The organism is Flavobacteriales bacterium, assembly GCA_016124845.1.
GTDB lineage: Bacteria > Bacteroidota > Bacteroidia > UBA10329 > UBA10329 > UBA10329.
Genome location: WGMW01000015.1, coordinates 171,857 through 195,119, shown reverse-complemented (window position 1 = coordinate 195,119; position 23,263 = coordinate 171,857). Strand labels below are relative to the sequence as shown.

14 protein-coding genes and 1 tRNA gene are annotated in these 23,263 nt (G+C 49.0%); 6 read left to right on the top strand and 9 right to left on the bottom strand.

The features are described 5' to 3' along the window. Window positions 1-3: 3 nt before the first annotated feature. Window positions 4-897: a hypothetical protein gene (locus GC178_07930; GenBank protein ID MBI1287494.1), complete on the top strand. Its 894-nt coding sequence runs from the start codon at window positions 4-6 to the stop codon at window positions 895-897. A 57-nt stretch (window positions 898-954) separates the two neighbouring features. Here the strand turns inward: GC178_07930 and GC178_07925 are convergent, their stop codons facing one another. The 3 genes from GC178_07925 to GC178_07915 all read right to left on the bottom strand — a co-directional run bounded on the left by GC178_07925 (window position 955) and on the right by GC178_07915 (window position 8,016). Next, window positions 955-1,929, bottom strand: coding sequence for a hypothetical protein (locus GC178_07925; GenBank protein ID MBI1287493.1), 975 nt, complete (start codon window positions 1,927-1,929; stop codon window positions 955-957). A 23-nt stretch (window positions 1,930-1,952) separates the two neighbouring features. Continuing rightward, window positions 1,953-6,233 (bottom strand): hypothetical protein, encoded by a 4,281-nt coding sequence (locus GC178_07920; GenBank protein ID MBI1287492.1) that lies wholly within the window; start codon window positions 6,231-6,233, stop codon window positions 1,953-1,955. A gap of 103 nt (window positions 6,234-6,336) precedes the next feature. Then, the gene (locus tag GC178_07915) at window positions 6,337-8,016 is read right to left on the bottom strand and encodes a T9SS type A sorting domain-containing protein (protein ID MBI1287491.1); all 1,680 of its coding nucleotides are present in this window, start codon (window positions 8,014-8,016) and stop codon (window positions 6,337-6,339) included. Between the two features lie 320 nt (window positions 8,017-8,336). On the opposite strand from GC178_07915, the gene GC178_07910 reads away from it, so the two are divergent. The 4 genes from GC178_07910 (at window position 8,337) to GC178_07895 (ending at window position 15,785) form a co-directional block, all read left to right on the top strand. Further along, a complete protein-coding gene (locus GC178_07910; protein ID MBI1287490.1) occupies window positions 8,337-9,698 on the top strand; it encodes an rRNA methyltransferase in 1,362 nt (453 codons plus the stop codon). Window positions 9,699-9,719: 21 nt separating this feature from the next. Continuing rightward, on the top strand, window positions 9,720-10,559 hold the full coding sequence (locus GC178_07905; protein ID MBI1287489.1) for an outer membrane beta-barrel protein: 840 nt from the start codon (window positions 9,720-9,722) through the stop codon (window positions 10,557-10,559). A gap of 102 nt (window positions 10,560-10,661) precedes the next feature. Continuing rightward, entirely contained in the window at window positions 10,662-15,143 is a 4,482-nt protein-coding gene (locus GC178_07900; GenBank protein MBI1287488.1) for a T9SS type A sorting domain-containing protein, read from the top strand. Window positions 15,144-15,206: 63 nt separating this feature from the next. After that, the gene (locus GC178_07895) at window positions 15,207-15,785 is read left to right on the top strand and encodes a redoxin domain-containing protein (GenBank protein ID MBI1287487.1); all 579 of its coding nucleotides are present in this window, start codon (window positions 15,207-15,209) and stop codon (window positions 15,783-15,785) included. On the opposite strand, the gene GC178_07890 is transcribed toward GC178_07895, so the two are convergent. The 6 genes from GC178_07890 to GC178_07865 form a co-directional block, all read right to left on the bottom strand. After that, window positions 15,776-16,126, bottom strand: a complete 351-nt coding sequence (locus GC178_07890) for a hypothetical protein (protein MBI1287486.1) — start codon at window positions 16,124-16,126, stop codon at window positions 15,776-15,778. The two genes, GC178_07895 and GC178_07890, sit on opposite strands and share 10 nt — an antisense overlap. Before the next feature lie 291 nt (window positions 16,127-16,417). Further along, window positions 16,418-17,947 (bottom strand): T9SS type A sorting domain-containing protein, encoded by a 1,530-nt coding sequence (locus tag GC178_07885; protein ID MBI1287485.1) that lies wholly within the window; start codon window positions 17,945-17,947, stop codon window positions 16,418-16,420. Window positions 17,948-18,091: 144 nt separating this feature from the next. Next, on the bottom strand, window positions 18,092-19,033 hold the full coding sequence (gene trxB / locus GC178_07880; protein MBI1287484.1) for a thioredoxin-disulfide reductase: 942 nt from the start codon (window positions 19,031-19,033) through the stop codon (window positions 18,092-18,094). A gap of 39 nt (window positions 19,034-19,072) precedes the next feature. Further along, on the bottom strand, window positions 19,073-20,011 hold the full coding sequence (locus GC178_07875; protein ID MBI1287483.1) for a DUF4249 family protein: 939 nt from the start codon (window positions 20,009-20,011) through the stop codon (window positions 19,073-19,075). Between the two features lie 3 nt (window positions 20,012-20,014). After that, window positions 20,015-22,417 (bottom strand): TonB-dependent receptor plug domain-containing protein, encoded by a 2,403-nt coding sequence (locus GC178_07870; GenBank protein MBI1287482.1) that lies wholly within the window; start codon window positions 22,415-22,417, stop codon window positions 20,015-20,017. Window positions 22,418-22,555: 138 nt separating this feature from the next. Next, window positions 22,556-22,630 (bottom strand) — tRNA-Pro (locus GC178_07865). Between the two features lie 134 nt (window positions 22,631-22,764). Between GC178_07865 and GC178_07860 the strand changes: the two genes are divergently transcribed. Then, a complete protein-coding gene (locus GC178_07860; GenBank protein ID MBI1287481.1) occupies window positions 22,765-23,202 on the top strand; it encodes a hypothetical protein in 438 nt (145 codons plus the stop codon). Window positions 23,203-23,263 lie beyond the last annotated feature (61 nt).

The window sequence follows — 23,263 nt, the reverse complement described above, 5'->3', positions numbered from 1 at the left end:
GTCATGGAAACCACAGTCCAAAACCCCAAAAGCAAAATGGCTCCCAAAGCGGTTGCAGCCGTTACAACTGTCCTTTTCTTCACAGCGCTTTCAGCATTGCTGATCCTTCAGAATCAGAACTGGGATCTAAGCAAAGTGTTGAACGACACACGCATTCAGCAGGAAAAACTGATGGGCGAAAAGCTTCGACTGGAAAAGTCGGTGGCCAAATTCAAAGCCGAGTTGGCGAAAATGGGTTCTGAAAATGCTGAGTTGAGTGGAAAGATCAACGAGCAGTTGGCCATGGTTGAGAAACTCGAAAAAGAGAACAAGAAGTACCGCTCAACAGCCAAACAGGTTGAAGGTCTGAAAAAGGAAAAAGTCGATCTGCAGGCCATGCTGGGCGACCTTGAAAGAGACATGCTTCGAATGGACAAAAGCTTACAGGAACTGATAGCTGAAAATGTGCGGATCAAAGCAGAGAACGAACAGCTTGCGGCCAACAACTCCAAACTGAACGAACACGTGAGCGTTCTTCAGGAGGTGGCAATAAACAATGCTTTGGTAGAAGCTTTGCAAGGCAAGAAAAAGGACCGGTTGACCGTAATAGCCAAGCGAACAAAAGAGCTCAAAATGGAGGTGGACCTTCCGGCCAGCATGACGCAGAACTTGACACTGAAAGTGATCGATCCGCAAGGAGCGGAACTGACAGAGAAAGACGGCACGGCCAGCATCACCGAAGTGGTGAACGACCAGAGCCTGACCGCATCACTGACTATGGTTGAAGGTGAGTTCGTATCGGCAAAAAGAATGAAAATGGAATTTGCGCCAAAGACAAAGTTGAGAAGAGGAACTTATACACTTGAAGTAAGCAATGGCAAGAAAAGCTTGGGACGGGTTCAGATCAAGCTAAGGTAAAGTTGGTGGTTGGCAAGAGCGAAAGGCCGTGGCGAAAGCTGCGGCCTTTTGCTTTTTTCAAGGCAATGCATCAATCAGATCCGCAAGTTCAGCCTGTGTTGTAGGTGAAAACCCGGTGATGGTCTCAACGTGATCCTCATGCATGGTTGCGCCCTGTATCGCGTACTGAAGCACACCATCGATCACCGTCACGGCAATGAAATGACACTCCAGGCCAATGGGTATCTGTCCGTAATGTTCGGTAAACATGCCCCGTTCCTCATCCCAAATATCAAAACTTGCCAAGGCATTTGGTTCTCCGTCATAACTCAGATAGACCTCGCAATTCGTATTGTCATAACCTTCAGGTAATTCCACATAAAGATGCGTTTTGGGGCGTGGGTCGGATGACCATCGGTCAATGTTCGTCCAACCCCAATTGTTTTCCAAGATCGAGTATACCGGAACGTAACCGACCAGATTTCCTCCTTCCATGCTATCAACCGTAACTGTATCGATCGGAATCAAGCTATCCATCGCCATTTCCCAAATTGGATTTCCGTTCAGATCATTAGCACCGTCAAACTTTCGCATATCCGTTTCTCCAGAACCTCCATACGCTGTAGCCATTTTCACAACCACATCCTGATTGAGAAAAACCTGACCACTTTCGGAAAAGGCGTTCAGGTAATATTCTCCACCGGTAACCATGGTTTGCACAACGCCCGGAGACCTCATTCCCTGTGTATTCTTTCCCACCATGAACAGCGATGTTCTGTCGAACAATGCAATGAACTCAACCGTCACCTGCTCCGTGACCAAGTTCCCCTGACCATCAACAAAGGAATTCGGTGATATCTGCACCAACACTCCCTGCATTCCTTGAAGACTGTTATAAATGGTCGGGTCGATGGTAAAGACCTGCTTGGCATCTTCCAAATTCTGGGCAAAGAATGCTGCTGGCGAAGTGACAAGTCCTTCCCCCTTGTCCTTTTTGCAGCCTCCGACAAAAAGTGTGAAAAACGGAAGCGTGAGTATCAGTAATCGTTTCATGACAATAGCTGTTTTGTGTGAAATTATCTCACCAATTGGAAGAATCCTTTTATCGGTTTCTGATCCGTGAACTCGATGATGTAGTAATAAACGCCTGCGCTATGATTGCCACCGTCCCACGGCTTCAGTTGGTAATCTTTCTGATCGTAGAGCTTGCGGCCCCAACGGTCGAAGATGCGCACGCGGTTGCCCGGATACCATTCCAAACAAGGCAGGCTGAAAACATTGTTCTGCGGAACGCTACCACAGAAATCTCTTGTTCCCTGATAGCTTGAATTCGGGTTCATGATGCTTGGAACGACCACATCGCACAGGTCGCCATCCACAATGATGCTGGCAGAGACATGCGCCACACAATTATCCGTTACCTGATAGGAGTAAACGATGGAATGCACACCATCTCCGGCAGCTTTCGGGTCGAAGACGCCATCCTCGGTAATTCCATCTCCTGAGAAAGTTCCACCTCCGGGGAATGCTACGAGCTGCACCGGTCCGCTTACATCGCAAAGCACCGTATCTGTTCCTTCAATAGTGAGTGTAGGAACAGAGGTGACATTTACCTGTACCGCATCCGTTGTCAAGCATCCGTTGGCATCGGTTCCCTGAACGTAATAAACCGTTGTCATTTGAGGAGAAACGGTAATTGAAGATGAATCCACACCACCTTCAAATATCCAATAATAGCTCTGCGAGCCTTGGGCTGTAAGCACTACCTGCTCTCCTTGACAAATGGCCACGTCTTGACCGGCATTGACAACATCCACCACAAAGGCTCCGATGGTTACGTTTCCATTGCCTTGGCAACCGTCCTGATCGGTGGCAGTAACCTGATAATCTCCCGGAGAAAGACCGGTAATGCTACTACCGGATTGTGCCGGAGTTGTATTCCAAGAATAAGTGTAAGGTCCGCTTCCATTTGTTGCATCGGCAGTTGCCGTTCCGTCCTCCGTATCAGGACAGACATCTCCGCCCGAAGTGACCGTTACGGTTACCGATGGACGTTCTTCAATGGTCCAAGAACCTGTTTTCGTACAACCAGCTGCATCGGTAGCTGTAACCTGGTAAGTTCCAACCGAGAGTGAATTGGCGGTAGCGGTAGATTGGGCAGGGTTCGTGTCCCAAGAATAGGTGAAGTTTCCGGAGCCGCCCGAAGCAGCAGCAGTGGCACTTCCAACAGTAACACCCAAGCAAAGAGAATCTGTACCCGAAACCTGAACCGTTATTTGAGGATTCTGAACAATCTCAACAGTGTCTGATACTTCGCATGCGTTATCATCTACAACCGTGACGACATAAACGCCAACTCCGAGTCCCGTAGCCGTTGACGATGATTGTACAGGCGTTGTATTCCATGTATATGTGGGGGTTCCAAATGCACCTCCGACCGTTGCGGTCACCTCCGCATCCGACTGCCCGAAGCACGTGAATGCCGTATCGGGAACGCTGACCTGCAGATAGCAGGATTGCGTACAAACAGGAAGGTCGGCAAGCGCATTGATGATGAGCGTATCCCCTGCACCATCCACTACGGCAACCGGCCAATTTCCGGTAGGAGTTGCCATGTCTCCGGTTGCAAATTGCTGATAGCCTTGAACTGTTACCGCACAGCCGGGAGGGAATGTACATGGCGGAAATCCGGGCAGTACAGCACACGCACTGCAATCTGTAGAATCCGCATACTCGTACCACGCGAAAGGCCCGACACCATCGGCCTGCATATCACCGAACGGTGTTGCACAAACGATCGGTCCCACACATTCATGCTCAACCACATAAACAGAATCCATGGCCACGCACGAGCTATCATCGGTTACGGTGACCGTGTAATACGCTCCCGGAGGCAGGTTGATGGCCGTTTGCGTTGTCTGTTCCGGAGTGGTGTTCCAAGAATAAGTTACGTTTCCGATGGCTCCTGTAACCTGAACGGTTGCCTGACCGCTGTCTCCCAAACAGGCAATTGCCGTATCGGGCAGATTGGCCACAATAAAACAGCCTACATCACAGGCGGGAAGCGAGGCCATGGAATTGATCTGAAGTGTATTTCCCTCAGAATCCTCCACATAAATAGGCCAGTTTCCAGTCGGAGCAACCGTAAGGTCGTTAGAGAACTCAACCACAGCAGTGGTCTGAACCGCACAGCCCGGTGGCGTGCTACATGGCTGAATGAACGGAGGCAAGCCAGGGAAACAGGCGCTGCAATCCATGGTGTCGATGGTTTCTGACCATGTGTATGGCGGAATTCCGTTCGGGATGGAAATGTTCCCCAACGAATCGACACACGCCTGCAGATCGACACAGTAGTTGACCTCAATGATCAATGAATCGACACCGCACACCAATGGGTCATCCGGTGTGAAATGAATCACATGCGTTCCCGTATCGGCCACGGCCGGATCGAAGATTCCCAACGCAGCATCGATGATGCCCGGTCCTGACCACGTTCCGGTGGAAGGATTTGCGATCAATGTGTCCTGCGGATCTTCTGGGCAGAAAGGTCCTGCCGGAGTCAGTTCCAAACAGTTAAGACACACCGCCTTTGGACGGGCGCACGGTCCCAAGTTCAACGATGCCACAAAGCCTTGGCCGCAAGCAACGATCTCTCCTGCACCGTTCACAGCAAGGTCGTAAACACGGGATTGTGTGGATTGAAAACCCAACTGATTCAGATCTGAATCGAATTTATAAACGCCCGTTGTGGAACCCACGTAAACGTTTCCACAACTATCAATCTCCAATCCTCCGTTACCTACGGAATTGAAGCCCAGATTTGAATTTGTACTCCCGTTCGGAATTGGTGTTGAAGCGATTATTGAACCGTTCACAATATTCCTTTTGTCCAGCACCGAGCCATTATGAGTATACAGATAATCTGTAGTTGCAGCCATGGCGTTGATGCCCAAGTTGGTAGGAGCGTAACCTGCGCATGCATAAGAAAAATCGTAACCATGATTGTCCTGATAACCTAAGTTCAGACCCGCATCGAACACCCCGATCGTATCAAGCGTCATGTAGTAGAACTTGCCGTTGGGAGAGGAACATAGCGCGCGAACCTCATTGGGATTGTTGACCAATGCAAAACCCGGACTGGTAGCCGCGATCTCGGCCGAGTTTACTTGGGAACCGTTGTTCATATCGATCTCGAACACATAACCGTAGCCTTCAATAAGTGTCCCTCCCGCACCGAGCGAAAGCTGCGTTCCACCAAGGATCAATTGGGTTTTGTCGCAGTTCAGAGCCAGTTTCCAGTATTCGTCAAACGCACCACCTGTAGCCGTCCAGATCGGTGATCCTGCGGTAGATATTCTTGAGATCACCGGGTTGGTTGAAGCCGTGATGAAACAATCTCCCGTGTTAGGCTCCGTGATCATGGTGCCGATCCAGTAGTTGGCCGAATCCCATGGTGTATTGTACGTCCATTGCAATGCACCGGCAGCATCGTATTTCTGCAACTTCATCGGGGTGTCTCCACCATACACATAAACGTTACCCTGATTGTCCACATCAATGTCCCAGATCCCTCCAGAGTTAGGGAATGATGGCGTTTGCACCCATGGGTCGATGATCAGTTCCTCGTCCGAGTTGTAATCACCAAGTTCAAAACCTACCGCAGTGTCATCAACCTTGAAACGGGCCATTACTTTTCTGCCTGATGACTTCTCAAACGCGATTGGAGCATGATCCACAATATCTCCGAAAGTTGTCGGCACCACCACATCGCCCACATTCATAAACGGTCTGTATGCCGAAGGATAATTGAGTTTGAATGCGGAGACATCTGCTCCCGGATGCAGAACAAGTTCATATTTGAAACCACCGTCCATGTGGATGGTGAAGACCATGTCGATGTTCGGATAAATATTCTCGTAGGTGAGTTTCTGAAAACCCGAAACTCCATTGATGCTGTACTGAGCTCGTTTGGCATCGAGCATCGCATAGGTCGAATAATGGTCTGCCTTTTCCGAGGGAACCACTTTCAAGTTTGCGTCCGCATGTACGAAGCGTACCGGAATACGCTCTACCTGTTGAAAATACTTCGGTTGCGATCGGTCGCCATCTTTTCGATTCTCATTCTTGATCTTTCTTTCCAAACGGATCTCATAGCCATTTTTGTAAAAAAGCACTTGGGCGGAGCCTTCGTCAATAGCAAATAGAATCTGCTGATCAGAAAAATGATCGAACTGTCCTTTGTTCTCGATAAACGTGCGACTGTCGGAAAATGACCGCGACCATTTCAGATTGTTTGATTGCGAAAAAGCCGTGATGCCAAGCACGGAAAAAGCAAAAGCCAATAAAGTTGTTCTCATAAGAAACGGGGTTGAGGGCTACGAAATACGGAAATTTAAGCCAATGAAAAAGAAAGCCCGCAACCAAGGCTGCGGGCTTTACTGCCAATTACATCAGTATCTATCAATTTAGAATGATCTTTCGCACGAATCGCTCTGCTGCCTGCTCAACGCACAGTGCATAAAGTCCGGGCCTTTCAGAGCTGAGATCGATCTGCATAACATTGGAATTGCAGGTGAAGCTTCGCACCAACCTTCCCGAGACGTCATAGATGCTAACTGTTGCGCCATCAAGTCCTTGTAATGTAACGTTGCCTTCCGTTGGGTTCGGATAGACGTTCCAATCAACGATCGGGTCAAGGTCATCCACACCAACGATGCATCCTGTCATGAACGGGTTTGCTTCCAGTTGAGTTCCAGAACTCAGGTCTCTTCCAGAGAAACCGGGAAAATCGGCAGCATATCGTGGTGCTCGGAAAACAAGGTTTCCTTGAAATGCACCACCACCTGCCAGTGGAATTGGATCGGTTGAGCTAATGATCCCGTTGAAAGTGACCGGATTCACGTATTCCCACACTTTTTCTCCATCATAGGTCACCTCAAAAATTCTTCCCTTCTCTCCTTCGCAGATAATGGTATTTCCGTTCGGCTGCCTTCTCGCTCCTGAAATGAAATAGGAATAGAAGCTCACCGAATCCGGAGCATGGTAATTCCATGTTTTTGTCTCTGGCCCATAAGCCTGACCAGAAACAAGTTCATAAACTCCTGCACTTACCTGTGGCGGTGTAATAACATCTATCTCTGAGAAAGAGACCTGTCTGTCCAGACCATTGTTGAAGATCATGATGGAACCCCCGTCCTGAAGATCATCTGGAATCCAATGCGCATCATGCTGGCGCCAAAGCTTCTGATCTTGCGCTGACCCACGGTCATACACTTGCGGATTTCCGTATCGGTAAAGGAAATCTCCGCCTTTACCACGGGTGCCACCCGAATGGCCAGCAGCTTCAGTCGTTGTGGTGGCGTGATCGATGATCCATATCTCACTCAGCACCTGCGAACTCATCAGAATCTGATCCAGATCGGCATTGTAATCTACCGCGTTCATGTGTATAAAATCTGATTGGCCCGGAACATCCATCTCCATGTTCAGATAATTTACATCCAAAAGTTCGGGGTGATCGGTCACCACACCGTAATTGTCTTTTGTATTGTCAAAATCTTGAACAAGATGATCCCAAAGCCTCCATTGCCAAACAATGTCTCCAGTGGTTGATCCTGTCGGGTGCACCTCAATGATCTTTTCATTGAGTAGAAAGCCGTGCGCCAACCTACCTGGATCACAACCCGCTTGCAGACATGCCGCCTCATCCATGAGCTCCCAAACAATGGCCAGCACATTCCCGTTAGGCAAAACTTCTATGTCGTGATGTAGCCGTTCGTTCTGAGTGTAGTAGATGTAATCCCATGTTACAGAACCATCCCACTGCACCTCTTGTATGCGTTCACCACCTCCACCGGCCTGAATAACGTGATTGACTGCTGTATCGGCCTTGGCGCAACGGATCATTGTTCCATCATCCTTCAGGTAAAAAGAGTTGCCCAATGTAACCCCATCACCATGCCAAGTATGGACAACCTCTCCGCAATTGTTCATAACGTATTGGTCGTAACCGAAAATGGGACCCCAGACCACATACCCATCTTGAGTTGGCCAGTCATATTGAAAGAGTCCGGTTGTCTGCTGAGCTCGAACGGACAGGATGGTGAATGGAATTAATAGAAGGGTTGCAATTTTTCTCATCAGAACGTAATTGTTTTCTGCGCTAAACTATGGACACAAGCAATCAGAATGGACGCTGTGAGATTGAACTATCAACAGTTTTATGCACGATCATTTAAGAATGAACATGCGATAGAACAATAGACCCAGTCCAGCAAAGCCCATAATTGCCATAATGAAAGTGCGCCAGAAGAAGTAGCCCTGTTTTTTGTGATAGCTGGCCGAAAGCCACGCAAGCAAGAGTACCGCAATGCCAAATATGACCCAACCTATCTTCATCTCAGGTTGCGAAATACGTATTTTCGGCCGTTCGCCAAAGTGATTCCGATCACTGATTTACGATGCAGATACCCGAAAAAGTCATCTCCGAGATCGCTGCCCTGACGGGTGAAGGAAATGCGGAGGTGAGAGCAGCTTTCGAAAGAAAGACCAACACGAGCATCCGCATCAACTCCCAAAAAGTGCAACTGCCTGAAGGACTGCAACAGGTTCCTTGGTGCAAAACGGGGTATTTTCTTGAAGAACGCCCCACGTTCGTTACCGATCCGCTTTTCCATGGGGGAGCCTACTATGTGCAGGAATCAAGCTCCATGTTCTTGGAACAGGCCATCAAGCAACACGTGTCTACGGATGAACCAATCTTGGCGTTGGACCTTTGTGCCGCGCCCGGTGGCAAATCCACGCATATTATTTCGCTACTACCGGAAGACTCGGTTCTCATCAGCAATGAGGTGATCCGCACACGAGCGAACATTCTCTCAGAAAACCTGACCAAATGGGGCTATCCGAATCAGGCCATCGTCAACTCCGATCCGAAGTTCATTGGCAATTCCGAACTCCAGTTCGACCTTATTGTTGTAGATGCACCTTGCTCCGGTGAAGGGCTTTTCAGAAGAAGCCCCGAAGCCATCCACGAATGGTCGGAGGAGAACGTGGAACTCTGTGCCGCACGGCAGAAACGCATTTTGGCCGACATCTGGCCCGTACTGAAACCGGGCGGAGTATTGATCTATTCCACGTGTACGTTCAACCATCTGGAGAACGAACAGAATATGACCTGGCTGAAAGAGCAGCATGACGTTGAATCGTTGCGCATCTCATTCCAACACGATTCCATTCTTGAAACGGAGACCAATGACATTTTCGGTTATCGCTTTCTGCCCACACGGTCGTTGGGTGAAGGATTCTTTCTTTCGGCTGTTCGAAAAACGGGAATTGGGAAAACACAAACTGGCAAAAGCAGGATCAGAACCGTGAAGAGCAGTCCCGCCTCGGTTTACCTGAAAGCAACGGAGAATCTGGTGATCATTGATCAGAACGGACAGCACCTTCTGACGAATGAATTTCTGGCATCCAACATGGAAACCCTGAAACGGCTGCGCCCTCTACAGGTAGGCACTCCACTTGGAACAACGAAAGGACATGATTTCATTCCGGCACAGGCATTGGCCAATTCGATTTATTTGCGTGATGGAATGCCAAGCATTGAACTCGATCAGGACGAAGCCTTGAATTTCCTTTCGCTTGGCAGCCTGAGCGGAAACTATCCGAAAGGTTGGCATGTGGTACGGTTCAATGGTGTCGCGCTCGGTTTTATCAAGTCGGTCGGCAACAGGAACAACACTTATTTTCCGAAGGAATGGCGCATCCGCACCGACCTTGCAAAATATCCGAGGCCATTTTTCAGTTTAGGCAACTTGTAATACAAGCCCCTATTTTTGCGCATGCGCTTTTTTATTGTCATCCTTTTCGCACTCGTTGCTTTTTCTGAATGCTTGGCGCAGGATGATAAGAACCCACAGACGATCACAGCCGGTTTCGAGTTCCGCCCCATCTTCCCCGCCAATTTCTTGAAAACAGGCGACCAGAGCATCTCCAATGATGACTTTGATGTGCTGGTCAGTCCCAAGTTCGGGTTTTCCGCAGGAATGGTGATCCGTTACAATTTCACCAAACGACTGGCATTGGAAACAGGGCTCAGTTTTGTTCAGCGCAACTACAATCTCAGCATTCACCGCGATTCGGTAGTGGTTGACCCGTTGAACACCTCGCCTACTTATAATAGCAAGTCTGATTTTACCATTATTGGCTACGAGCATCCGGTGAAGCTGCTGGTCTTCATCCGTTTGGCAGAGAACCTGTACATGAATGCGGCAGGAGGTTTTCAGTTCACATTCTACCCTTCAGACATTTTCACCTCAGATGAGCAGTCAAGTACCACCGGACAGTACTTCAATCATTATGCATTACGGCTTGGGTTTGACGGAAAGCCGGGAAATGACGGTTTCATCAGCGGGGGTGCCATTGCCAACTTGGGCTGGGAATACCGAACCAAGAAGATCGGTTATTTCTATTTGGGCGCCACTTACCAGATTCCATTCTCACCTATATATAAGAGCAGATTCCAGTATGTGGATGACTTCCACAGGTCGAATGTTCAGGAACTCGACCTCAACGGAAGTTACCTGACCTTTGATGTGCGATACTTCTTTACAGCCAAGCCACTGACCAAGAAAGAGGGCAAGAAGAAGAAAAAGCGGAAAAAGGGCGAGAAAACAGAATGATTTTTTTGGTCTTGGATGTGACCAAACTGTTATTGTTTCGTCATCGCTACGAGAAATACGCAGGATTTATTAGATAACTTCGCTGGTCTAAACTCAGACCGAATGAAAAAACTATTTACCCTCGCCATTCTCGGGCTAAGCGCATTTCTCGCCAACGCTCAGAGTATTTTCTACGAAGATTTTGAAAGCGGACTCCTCACGCAGTTCACGCAAGAGTATGTGGTAGGCACCCAAAACTGGGTCACTTCCACGGCAAGCATCAATACGGGCGGTGCCCCTGCCACTTTTGAAGGCGACTCTGCAGCACACTTTTACTATCCGGGTTACTCGGGCTACATCACAACCCTCACTTCTCCATCATTGGACCTTTCTGGAGGGGGCTTCAAACTTTCTTTTGAGGTGGTGCAGCCAAGCTGGGCAGGTGACCAGAACACACTTTCCGTCTATTATTCGGGAGATGATGGTGCGACCTGGACGCTTATCGATAGCATCACTTCCAGCTATGTTTCCTACCAGGCCATGGAGTATGCGCTGGATGATTACGCCACGCTTACCGCAACTTCCAAGGTGCGTTTTAGCGGTTGGATCGATTATGGCTATGCCATCGGGCTGGATGCGGTGAACGTTTTCCTTCCTCCAACGGACGATGCCGAACTGGTTTCTTCGCTTTCTCCTATGACCGGATGCGGCATTGCAGATCAGGCGGTCTCCGTACTGGTTTACAACAATGGTCTCGATAGTATTCTATCAATCGATGCATCTTACACATTGGATGCTGGCACTCCGGTAACAGAAAGCTTCTCGGTAGCAATTGCCGCTGGCGAAACTGATACGCTGACCTTCACTACCATGGCCGACCTTTCGGCCACCGGCATGCATGACCTGATGGTCTGGGTCGATCTGCTGAACGATCAGGATCAAACCAATGACACCATTTCATTCTCAGCTGAGAATATTCCTGTTATCAGTACCCTTCCGTATATGGAAGACTTTGAGAACGGCCAAGGAGGTTGGACCTCTGGCGGCACGTTGAATGATTGGCAATTGGGCGATCCGCAGACGGCTTTCATTGATACGGCCCATTCCGGAGTTAATGCTTGGGTTACAAATCTTACCGGGCCTTATCAGAACAATTCTGACCAATACGTGGAATCGCCTTGCATGGACTTTTCGTCACTGACGGTCGATCCCGTGTTCCGATTTGCTTTCATTACAAGTTCAGAGGTCAACTGGGATGGAACTTGGATCGAGGTCTCTACCGATGCAGGTGCAACTTGGACAACCGTTGGTAATGTTGGCGAAGGCACAAATTGGTACAATAATGCGGATGAACATGGCCCCAATGGTCTTCTTGACTGGTGGGATGCTCCGTTCGGTGGTGCGGGTGAATGGACAACTGCCACTCACCTTCTTACCGGGGCCGCTGGACAGTCTTCCGTTAAGGTGCGTGTATTCTTCCACTCGGATGTGAGTGGAACCGATGAAGGTTTCGCATTTGATGACGTTGAGATATTCGAACAACCATCCGTTAACGCAGGTGTTGTTGAGATTCTATCTCCTATGAACGGTTGTGGTCTTTCTGCAAGCGAAACCGTCAAGGTGATCCTTCAAAACTTTGGAGATGCCGATCTGGTAAACTTCAACGTTGAATATGATGCTGGAAACGGAGTGGTGACGGAAATGATGACGGATACCCTTTTCTCCTCAACTACAGATACGTTCACCTTTGCAACTCCAGTAGACCTATCGGTGGCCGCCACTTACGATTTCGGTGCCTGGACCGCTGTTGCCGGTGACGGAGACGCCACAAACGATTCACTGTTTGCATCAGTTACCAACTCACCTGTCATCACCTCACTTCCTTATATGGAGGATTTTGAGAACGGACAGGGCGGTTGGGTCTCTGGCGGAACAAACAGCTCGTGGGAATTGGGTGTTCCGGCCGGTACGTTCATCGATACGGCCAGTTCAGGCATTAACGCATGGGTAACCAATCTGAGTGGTTATTACAATATTCTGGAACAATCCTACGTGGAGTCGCCTTGTTTCGATTTCTCATCATTGCAACTCGATCCGCGATTGAGACTTGCTGGAATAGTAAGTTCTGAGCAGGCTTGGGATGGCGCTTGGATAGAGACCTCTGTGGATGGCGGTGCCACGTGGACGGTACTTGGTGCAACGGGCGAAGGGACCAACTGGTACAACGATGCATTCCCTGCTAACGGAAACTTCCCCACTGGTTGGGACGGAGAACAGACCCAACCGGGTATGTGGTTCGAGGCGGAGCACCTTCTTGATGGAACAGCCGGGTACTCAAGCGTCAAGATCCGTGTTAATTTCTCAGAGGATGGTTACTTCAATCAAATGGAAGGATTCGGATTCGACAACATCCGTATTGAGGAGCAACCTGCAATCAATGGAGCCCTTACAGCCATTTCATCTCCAACTACAGGTTGCGGACTTTCGGCTGCTGAGTCTATAACGGTGGATGTTGCCAACCTTGGCTATATAACCATGGATTCCATCGTGGTCTCGTACATGGTAAACAATGGAACGCCCGTAATGGAGGTTTTCAACGGGTCGCTGGCGCTTGCAGGAGATACCACACTCACCTTCTCAACCACGGTTGATATGAGTGTTCCGGGAGAATACGACCTTACGGTATGGGTATCTACCGTTGGTGATGGCGACACGTCCAATGATACCATGAGTGTGATGGTCACCAACGTTCCTATCGTATCAAACTTCCCTTATGATGAGAATTTCGAGAATGGAGCAGGTGGCTGGACCTCTATGGGTACCAATGGCATGTGGCAATTGGGCGACCCTGAAGGCATGCTGATCGACACGGCATACAGTGGAGTCAATGCTTGGGCAACCAACTTGGACAGCATGTACTACCAGAACGATCAATTGACCTATCTGACCTCTCCATGTTTGGATTTCTCGAACATGAGCGATGACCCGATCATTCGGTTCGCATTTATCGGAGACTCAGAAGTTGGTTGGGACGGCATGTGGCTTGAAATGACCACAGATGGCGGAACCACTTGGACAACCGTTGGTCAGGTGGGCGATGGTACCAACTGGTACAATGATCCAAATCAGCACGGAGCCAACTTCGATCTCGATTGGTGGGACGGACAATCCGGTGGCTGGCTCATTGCAGAACGATTGCTTGATGGCGTGGCCGGAATGTCTGGTGTTCAGGTACGATTTGTATTCAGTTCCGATGTTTCTGGTGTGTACGAGGGCTTTGCTGTGGATGACATCAGCATCCGTCCGCAACCGCAGCTTGACCTTGTCATGCTGAGCATGGACGCTCCGATGGATGGCTGTTCATTGGATCAGGAGACCGTAACGGTTACCTTCTGGAACAAGGGATTGCAAACCGTATCAGGTTTCGACCTCGGTTTCATGGTTGACGGCAACACCGCTCAAACCGAAACTTATTCAGGTTCAGTTGCCCATGGCGATTCTGCCAGCTACACCTTTACGGTGGAAATGGCCGACCTCTCCACAACAGGAATGCACAGCATTGATGTGTTCACTGCACTCTCTGGAGATGAGGACATGACCAACGACACGCTGAGCAATAACATGGTTGAAAACTTTGGTTCGGGTACGCCTCTTACACAGACCGAAGCTCCGGGACTACCGATCAGCAATGATATTGCTGCAGGTACCACCTCTCAGATATTCTTCTGTGGTCTTCCACAGTCGTTAGACGGATGTTTGGAGATTGCCAGCGTAACGATCGATTCCATCGATCATACATGGTTGTCTGACCTTGACATCTATCTGATCTCTCCAGCAGGAGACACGGTTGAACTCTCTACAGACAATGGTGGTTCTGCCGATAACATGTCGAACGTAGTATTTACAGACACCTCCACCAACGACATCACGTTGCAGACCTCCGACATTATGCCGGGATACTACCATACGGAGGATTCGCTCGGGTTCGCTGGCCTTTACAACGGTCAGGATCCGAACGGTGGATGGTCGCTCTTCATCAGGGATGATGCGGGTGGTGATGATGGAACGTTGATCAGCTGGTCCATGAGCTTTGCCGATCACAGCCCAACACCAACAATTGCCTATTCCGATACCACCATTTGCATTACGCAGGTGCTGGAGGTGACGATAGACGAACAATACGATTCGTACCTGTGGAGCACCGGACACAACACGCAGACCGCGCAGTTGTACGGAAACGTGCTCGGCCTCGGACAGTATGAAGTTTCGGTTACAGTGGATCAGAACGGTTGTACAGGTGTAAGTAACTCGTTCATGCTAACGGTAGATGCCTGCGCTGGCATTGAAGAACTCGGTAACCTGAACATTGAAGTTTACCCGAACCCAAGCAATGGGAACATTGTGCTGAGTGTTGATGGAAGTTCAAAAGAGCTTGGTCTTACCGTACAGGACATGAACGGCAGAATGGTTCACATGGAAACCTTGGGTGAGGTGAACAGCCGCTTGCAGAAGAACATTGACCTAAGCGGTCTGGCAAATGGCGTTTACCTCTTGAGATTGACAAATGGAAACGACTCGCTCATCAAAAAGCTGGTCATCCAATAATGGTTGAAGGTTGGTTAGTACAGAAAGGCGGAACGCATGTTCCGCCTTTCTTATTTTTAGCCCATGGCACGTACACCTACAGTTTCTGTCCCGCTTGGTTATCAGGCTCCCGATTTCAAACTACCCAATGTTGTTTCAGGCAATGAAACTTCTTGGAAAGACATCACAGGCAAAAAGGCCACCGTGGTTCTTTTCATCTGCAACCATTGCCCGTTTGTGATCCATGTAATGGACGAACTGATACGCGTTGGCAACGATTACAAAGACCGTGGAATCGGCTTTGTGGCCATCAGTTCCAATGATGTGGAGAATTACCCGGACGATTCTCCCGAGAAGATGAAACAACTGGCGTTGGAAAAGGCATTTCCGTTTCCGTATCTGTATGATGAATCGCAACAGGTGGCCAAAGCCTACACGGCCGCCTGTACGCCCGACATCAGCGTTTTCGATGCAAACGATACGTGCGTGTATCGCGGACAATTGGACGATAGCCGACCGGGAAATGCTGAACCCGTGAACGGCAAAGACCTCCGCGAGGTGCTTGACCTTCTTATCGAAGGAAAATCCGTTCCTACCGACCAGCGGCCAAGCCTTGGTTGCAACATCAAATGGAAAGCAGGGAACGAGCCCGACTATTTCTGATTCTCCGCGTAGCGCTTAAAGCTTTCCGCACTCTTGGTCAGCTGCCGGTCCAAGGTTCCCTTTACCAGGCCGGAAGCCAGTTTGAAAGCCCCTTTCAACTCCACATGCTGAACCATGATGAACTTTGTGTTCTTCGGTGAAAGTTCCTCGAAACGATAGTTGGAATAGCTGACATACCCCTGCCCCTCGTACCGAATGATGTACTCTTCTGGCAGGTCGTTACTGATCACCGTTTCGGTAATGAGCATTCTTCCTGCAGGGGAATCGAACACCACCTTGCTAACCGCCCCCGGTTGTCTGAACTCTCCCGAAATATGCTCCACCGATCGCAGCCCTTCCAACCACTACAACGTCACATCCGGGTCCAGCAACAATTTGATCAACAGGTCTACCGGCTTGCCTATCTCAATCTCTGAACTGAACTTCATTTCACACAATTACCAAGAACAAGAAACGAAAAAGGCGCTCCTATTAAGAACGCCTTTCCTGTCAGTTATCAAAAGGTTTTTCAATACGTTTTGACCATCATGTGTCTTTGCTGCTAAAGCCATACAGACCTTGGAACCGACCACAATACAACTAAGTACATTCGGAACCCTTGATCCCGTGTTGACAGCAGGGAAGTGTTTGCGCTAATCCTTCACCACCTTCACAGAAAAACTTCTTCCCTTTTCATCCGATCCTTGGAGAACGTAGATGCCGCTCGGCCAAGCGGAAACATCTTCCGTATGAATCCCCCGCCCTGCGGGCACCCCCTTTGAAAGGGGGAACTGGCGGCCGCACATGTCCGTTACCGTAATTGTGAGCTTGGCCGAAGGGTCCAACACCTCAATATTCAAAACATCAACCACCGGGTTGGGCCACACATCTACCATCACGGTCTTTTCCTCCTCCTCAATGCCTACCGTACAGTTGGGGTACGGGCAGCCGATGCTGTCAACTTTCAGCAGCCAGGCATCTTGACCGTTCGTCTCATCATTGATTGCCTGACCGCTTAGCAGGAAACCGCCATCATCGGTGGCGAGAACGCCATAGAAAAGGTCGGTGTATTGGTTATGGTTGTATTTACGCTGCCAAAGCAGATTGCCTTCGCTGTCTGCTTTCAGGAGCCAGCCGGCATCACCATCTGCGGAATTGTTAGTAAGTCCCGTGGCTACTATGGTTGAATCAGGGTTGACAAGACAATCAAAGAGATAATTGCTACCCGTTCCCTCTGGATGGGCGTATGTTTGCTGCCAGATTATATTTCCCTCCGAATCAATTCGAATTATCCTTCCATTTCCTTGGCCTCCGCCACCAACAAGAACATAACTCCCACTGGGCCCATCCGCTATCGAAGAACCTGATTGATTGTTCGAGTCTCCATAGGTCTTATGCCATTGCTCATTGCCCTGAGCATCTGTTCGTACCAAGTACCAATCCTTTTGACCGGCACCAAAACTTCGGGTCCAGCCCAACAAAAGAAATCCTTCATCCGGTGTTTGAACCACATCTGTACCAGCTTCGTATTGTCCTCCTCCATACATTCTGCTCCAACTCATATCCCCATCAGAATCGGTTTTCACAAGCATCATCTGAGCGTCATTCGTACCGCCAGTATCAATAGTTGATTGACCAACAATAACGAAACCACCATCTATGGCTTGAATAACGCGACCGGGAATATCTAATCTAAAATCTTCTCCATATCGCTTTTTCCAATACTGTGTTCCATCAATATTCATTTTTCTCAGTACGAAATCCCCTGGTACTGGCTGGGTCAGAATCTGTTCAAAACCCCTCGCAACTACAGTTGTGTCATCCAATACGATCAAATTTCCACTCTGTTCCCGTACGGAGTCAATCAAAGGCAACTCAAATGCCGAAATAATGGTGCCTTCATCATCAATGGCAAACATGCTTTGCTGACTAGCAAGTGTATCCGTGAAAAAACCACTGTTCCAGCATATATATCCGTCTCCAAGCTTTTGAGTTCCACCAAGACCTATTCCATCTGCGCGATCATCGAATAGGTATAAGTCATCGAAATAAATTGGTTGCGCCTTTGAGACAAAACCTACAATGATGAGAAAGAATGTTCCTATTGTCCTAAACACAGCAGTTTTTCTTGAAGCAGTTGTTTGCCATTTTCTGACACGCGCAATATGTAGAAGCCTTGGCATTCTCCTAAGTTAAGCATCCGTTGTCCAACTTTTGCCGCTGCCATCGATTGCGGTGGTGTGGAGCCGTGTGGGGTCGTGTTCCGTCAAGAAACGAAAAAGGCGTTCCTGTTAAGAACGCCTTTCCTGTCAGTTGTCAAAAGGTTTTCAATGCACTCCTATCTCCGACAGGTAGCGCTCCGCATCCAAGGCGGCCATGCAGCCTGTTCCTGCAGCGGTTACTGCTTGACGGTAAACCTTATCGGCTGCATCGCCTGATGCAAATACACCCGCGATCTTGGTCTTGGACGTTCCTGACTGAACCTTGAGGTAGCCTGTTTCGTCCATATCCAACCACCCCTTAAAGATGTCGGTATTCGGTTTATGCCCGATGGCCACGAAGAAACCCGTACAAGGGATCACACTTTCCTCATTGGTCTGGTTGTTCACCACTTTCACACCTTCCACATTCTTCTCTCCAAGAATCTCCACCGTATCGGTGTTCCAACGGATCTCAATGTTCTTGGTGTTCATAACGCGATGCTGCATGGCTTTGGAAGCGCGCATCTCATCCCGTCTCACCAACATGGTAACCTTAGAGCAAAGCTTGGCCAAGTAGGATGCTTCTTCCGCAGCGGTATCTCCTGCACCAACAATTACCACTTCCTGACCTTTGTAAAAGAAGCCATCGCAAACCGCGCAGGCCGAAACCCCAAAGCCGTTCAAACGCTGTTCACTTTTCAATCCTAACCACTTGGCCGAAGCACCGGTTGCAATGATGACCGAATCGGCCAGCACGGTCTTATCGTTGATGATGACCTTGTGAACAGGTCCGGTAAGATCGACCTCGGTCACCATCTCATAACGTATCTCTGTACCGAATCGCTCCGCCTGCTTGCGAAAATCCTCCATCATCTCAGGCCCATTGACCCCATCAGGGTAACCTGGATAATTCTCCACATCCGTAGTAATGGTCAACTGACCACCAGGTTGCATACCTGTGTACATCAGCGGTTGCATGTCGGCACGGGCCGCGTAGATGGCTGCGGTATAACCAGCTGGGCCAGAACCGATGATCACACACTTTCTTCTCTCTAATTCTTCACTCATTTTATTTCCATTTGCTCGGCCAAGCCGAAATCTGATTATTTAATATTTCACACAGATAAACGTGTCTACTGTCGTTGCATATCCTGCCCAAACGCCTCTTCCTCCATTATCAAAATTGGAAAAAACAGGCGTTGGCGAACTGAACGGATTCAGGTTAGAAGCGGCATCCACCGATTCCCAGAAGTTGTAAACCCCTTGGTCTATCGTTCCCAATTTAACCACCACCGTATCTCCTTGTTCAAAAAGCCCAGTGTCCTCACCAGAACCATTGTCGTTGGCCAAGTTCGAACCCTGATAGATATTGAACTGAATGCTCTCACCGTTGAAAAGACGGTCTGAAAAACTGGGACCGCCATCAACAGGATACATGGAACGTCCCTGCGTAAAGTTCTCCGACCACATGAAGTAGTAATCGGTCGTTGCCGCAGGATCCGAAAGCTGCACCCAGATGGAGCCGAAGCTATCGACAGGAAGTTCATCCTTGTACCAAAGGCTATCCAAGTAGACCTGATGCTCGATGGTTGTTGATGCATTGTACTCCTTCCCTTCTACATAGGCTTTCAGCGCATAGGTCTTCCCCAGTTCACCGATCAGACTGAACTTGGCGTAAACGCACAGGTTCAAACTGGTTGGCAAGGAGTCGATGCCCAACGCCTCAAGTGCCTGCTGCCGTTGTTCAGGCGTGAGGTCATTTACGCAGATCTGATCCATTTCGTAACGCGTACCATCAACAGTGATGAACACGCTATCTGCCGTTACCAGCGAGTTGACGATGGCCTCTGTTGCCGTGTTGATGGGAGAAAAGTAGCTCTCGCTTCGGCTGATGATGAGATAGGGGAATTTCCCATTCTCGATCTGCCCTTCAAACACAATTCCGCTAACGCCTTCGGGAAGATTCACATTCAGCACCTTCTCGCAGGAGGAGAACGCAGCTATTCCGAGCAGAAGAACGAATACGGAAATTGAAAATCTACGCATCTCTTAGAATTTGAAGTTCCACGTTACGCTTGGCAATATCGGAAACACGGACACTTGGCGTGCTTCAATACTGACAGTTTGATTCTGTTCATCCACCTTCTGTGTAAAGTAGATGAAGTACGGATTCTGACGGCTGTAAACGTTGTAGATACCGAAGTTCCACGTGCTCTTGAAACGTTTTTTCTTCTTGGGATTCGGATGCAACGTTGCTCCCAGGTCCAGGCGGTGATAATCGGGCATACGGAACGAGTTGCGCGAACCGTATTCGGTCACCAGATTGCCATTGATGAAGTAGCGCGAAGCAGGAACGGTCATCGCGCTTCCTGTTCCATACACGAAAATGGCAGAGACAGACCAACGCTCGTTGATGCGGTAAGAGGCCACGATGGAAAGATCGTGTCTGCGGTCGTACCGCGCTGGGAACCACTTGCCTTGGTTCAGATCGGGAAACTTGCGATTGGTCCACGAAAGCGTGTAACCGATCCATCCCGTAAACTTCTGTCCGTTCTTCTTGATGAAGAATTCTGCTCCATAGGAATTGCCTTTCCCGAACACGAAATTGTTATCTGGATTGTTGTTGATGTTGTCGCCTGGACTGAACCCATCCTTGTAGGCAATGAGGTTCTTCATGGTCTTGTAGTAGGCTTCCACACTTGTTTCCAATTTGTTGTCGAAGAAGTTGTGGAAATACCCGATGGCCCATTGATGACCTTGCTCTGGTTTAACTATATCCGTGCTTGGAACCCAAAGGTCCGTTGGAAAACTGATGGAGGCCAAACTCGCCAAGTGGAGGTACTGGAAGTTCATCGTGTAGCTGGCCTTGAGGGAATTGTGCTTGCCCAGCATGACGCGGCCCAGAACACGCGGTTCAGCAAACGCATACGTCTTCACGTTTTTCAGCGCTCCGTAATGCACGGTGTCTACCACCTGTCCCACCTGATTCAGTATGTACCGATCGAATGGCCCAGTATGGGCGAACATGGAACCGCGAACACCCACATTTACTTTAAAACGTTTGGAAATATCCCAATCATCCTGAATGTAGATGGCCGCTTCATGCGCATGGTATTTGACCACGCCACCAAGATCGAGCTGGCTTCCGCCCGAACGGGCCGAAATACTACTTGGCGTGAACGTATGGTAAATGTAATTGCCACCGAACTGAACATTATGACGCACATCGGGCAACCAGTTCAGATCCAATTTCAGGTTGTAATCTCTGATGCCCGATTGCAGCGTCAGATCGAACTCTTGCTGGCCCGCCCCGAACTCAAACTTGTAATCGCTGAAAATGAGCGATGTGTTCATGAACAGCTTCGGATTGAAGATGTGATTCCAACGCATGGATCCCGTGGCATTTCCCCAACCGATGTTCGCCTTGAAACCATCTGCACTCTTAAATCCGAAAACATCCCGCCCGAAATAACCGCTCGCAAACAAACGGTCCTTGCTTCCAAGTGTGTAATTCAACTTTCCGTTCAGGTCGAAAAAGTAGTAGCTGGCACCTGCAAAGAAACTTCCGCCATTGTTGTTATTGTTGTTGCTGGTTGCCGCGTTGGCAATGGCTCCGCCAAGAAGTCCTGCATAGGCAAATCGCCCAGAGACAATGAACGAGCCTTTGTCTTTAACGATCGGTCCTTGAATCGTAAGACGCGAGTTGATGACCCCTATTCCACCATCCACTTCAAATTTCTTGTTGTTGCCTTCCTTCATGCTAATATCCAGCACCGAGGCCAAACGACCACCATACTTGGCAGGCATGCCTCCTTTGGTCAGTTCCATGCCTTTGATGGCATCGGCATTGAAAACCGAAAGGAATCCGAACAAGTGTGATGCGTTATAAACCACCGCCTCATCCAACAGCACAAGGTTCTGGTCAGGACCTCCACCACGGACGTAAAGCCCCGCGTTTCCTTCCGAACCTGACTGAATACCAGGCATCAACTGAATGGTTTTGATGATGTCGACCTCGCCCATCAAAGCAGGCAATTCTTTCACCTGTTGGATCGGAATCTCCACCGTGCTCATTCTCGCACTTGTGGTGTTCTCGTCCTTCTTCTCGCCCGTTACCACAACCTCTTCCTTCGTATAGGTCGATTCCTTCAGTTCGAGGTTGAGCTCCGTGTCCTTGTTCAGTTTTATCTGCTGCGAGTAGGTCTCATATCCCAAAAATGAAACCTTCAGCGTATAATCTCCTTCGGGTACCGTAATGGAAAAGAAGCCATAGACGTTGGTGGTCGTCCCTTTCATGATCGGTTCCAAGAAAACGTTGGTACCGATCATGGTCTCCCCATTGGCACCATCGGTTACCGTACCACTAATGGTGTACTTCTCTTGGCCAATTGCAAAATGCGCGGATAACAACAATGAAAAGAGCACGCAGCAGTGCTTGAACTTCAAGTTCATTTTTGAGAGCAGTCCGAATTAGAGGTTGAGTTCATTTTTGAGCGCTGCAAAAGTAACCGACTTTAGGCAGTTTTGTTGTTGCAGGATCAAATAGAATTGAATGAAAAAGGTGACCGAGGTCACCTATTCAAATTTCGGTCGGGGTGAGTGGATTCGAACCACCGCTCTCGCGCCCCCCAGACGCGCACTTTAACCGGGCTAAGCTACACCCCGAAACGGTTGGCAAATGTATCACTTTTCGATACTGTCGGAAAAGTTCGGAGGACACCGAATATTCTTGTACCGAAAATTCATTAATCTTGTAATCACCAAAAACAGCGTTTACGTTCTAAGAAACCAGCACACAGATGTTAAAGAAAATTGTCCTTTCATTCTCAATTGCGGTAGGTTTTACCATGATCGGCAAAGCCCAATGTATAGAAGGAAACTGCCATGAAGAAGTCGGCACCTTCCTGTTCGAAAACGGTGATAAGTTCAAAGGTCAATGGAGAAAGGGACTTCCATCCGGCTATGGTGTTTACGAGTTTGCCAATGGCGATGTGTACAAGGGTGCTTGGAAAGACGGGAAAATGTCTGGCCGCGGAACGTACACTTACAATAATGGAGACAAGTACATCGGTGAGTGGAAAGAAGGTCTGATGAACGGTCGAGGCCATTTCTACTGGAATCTTCCCGGAGACCTTATGACCAATGCCAAATACGAAGGCTTCTTTAAAGACGGTCAACCGGAGAACATCAACTTTGAACCTGTCGGAACACCGGCAGAGCCGCCATCATATAAGTGATCCAAGAGGGCTTCGGCCCTCTTTTTTTGCTTTCATCAACCGATTCTCGCGCTGCCTGAGA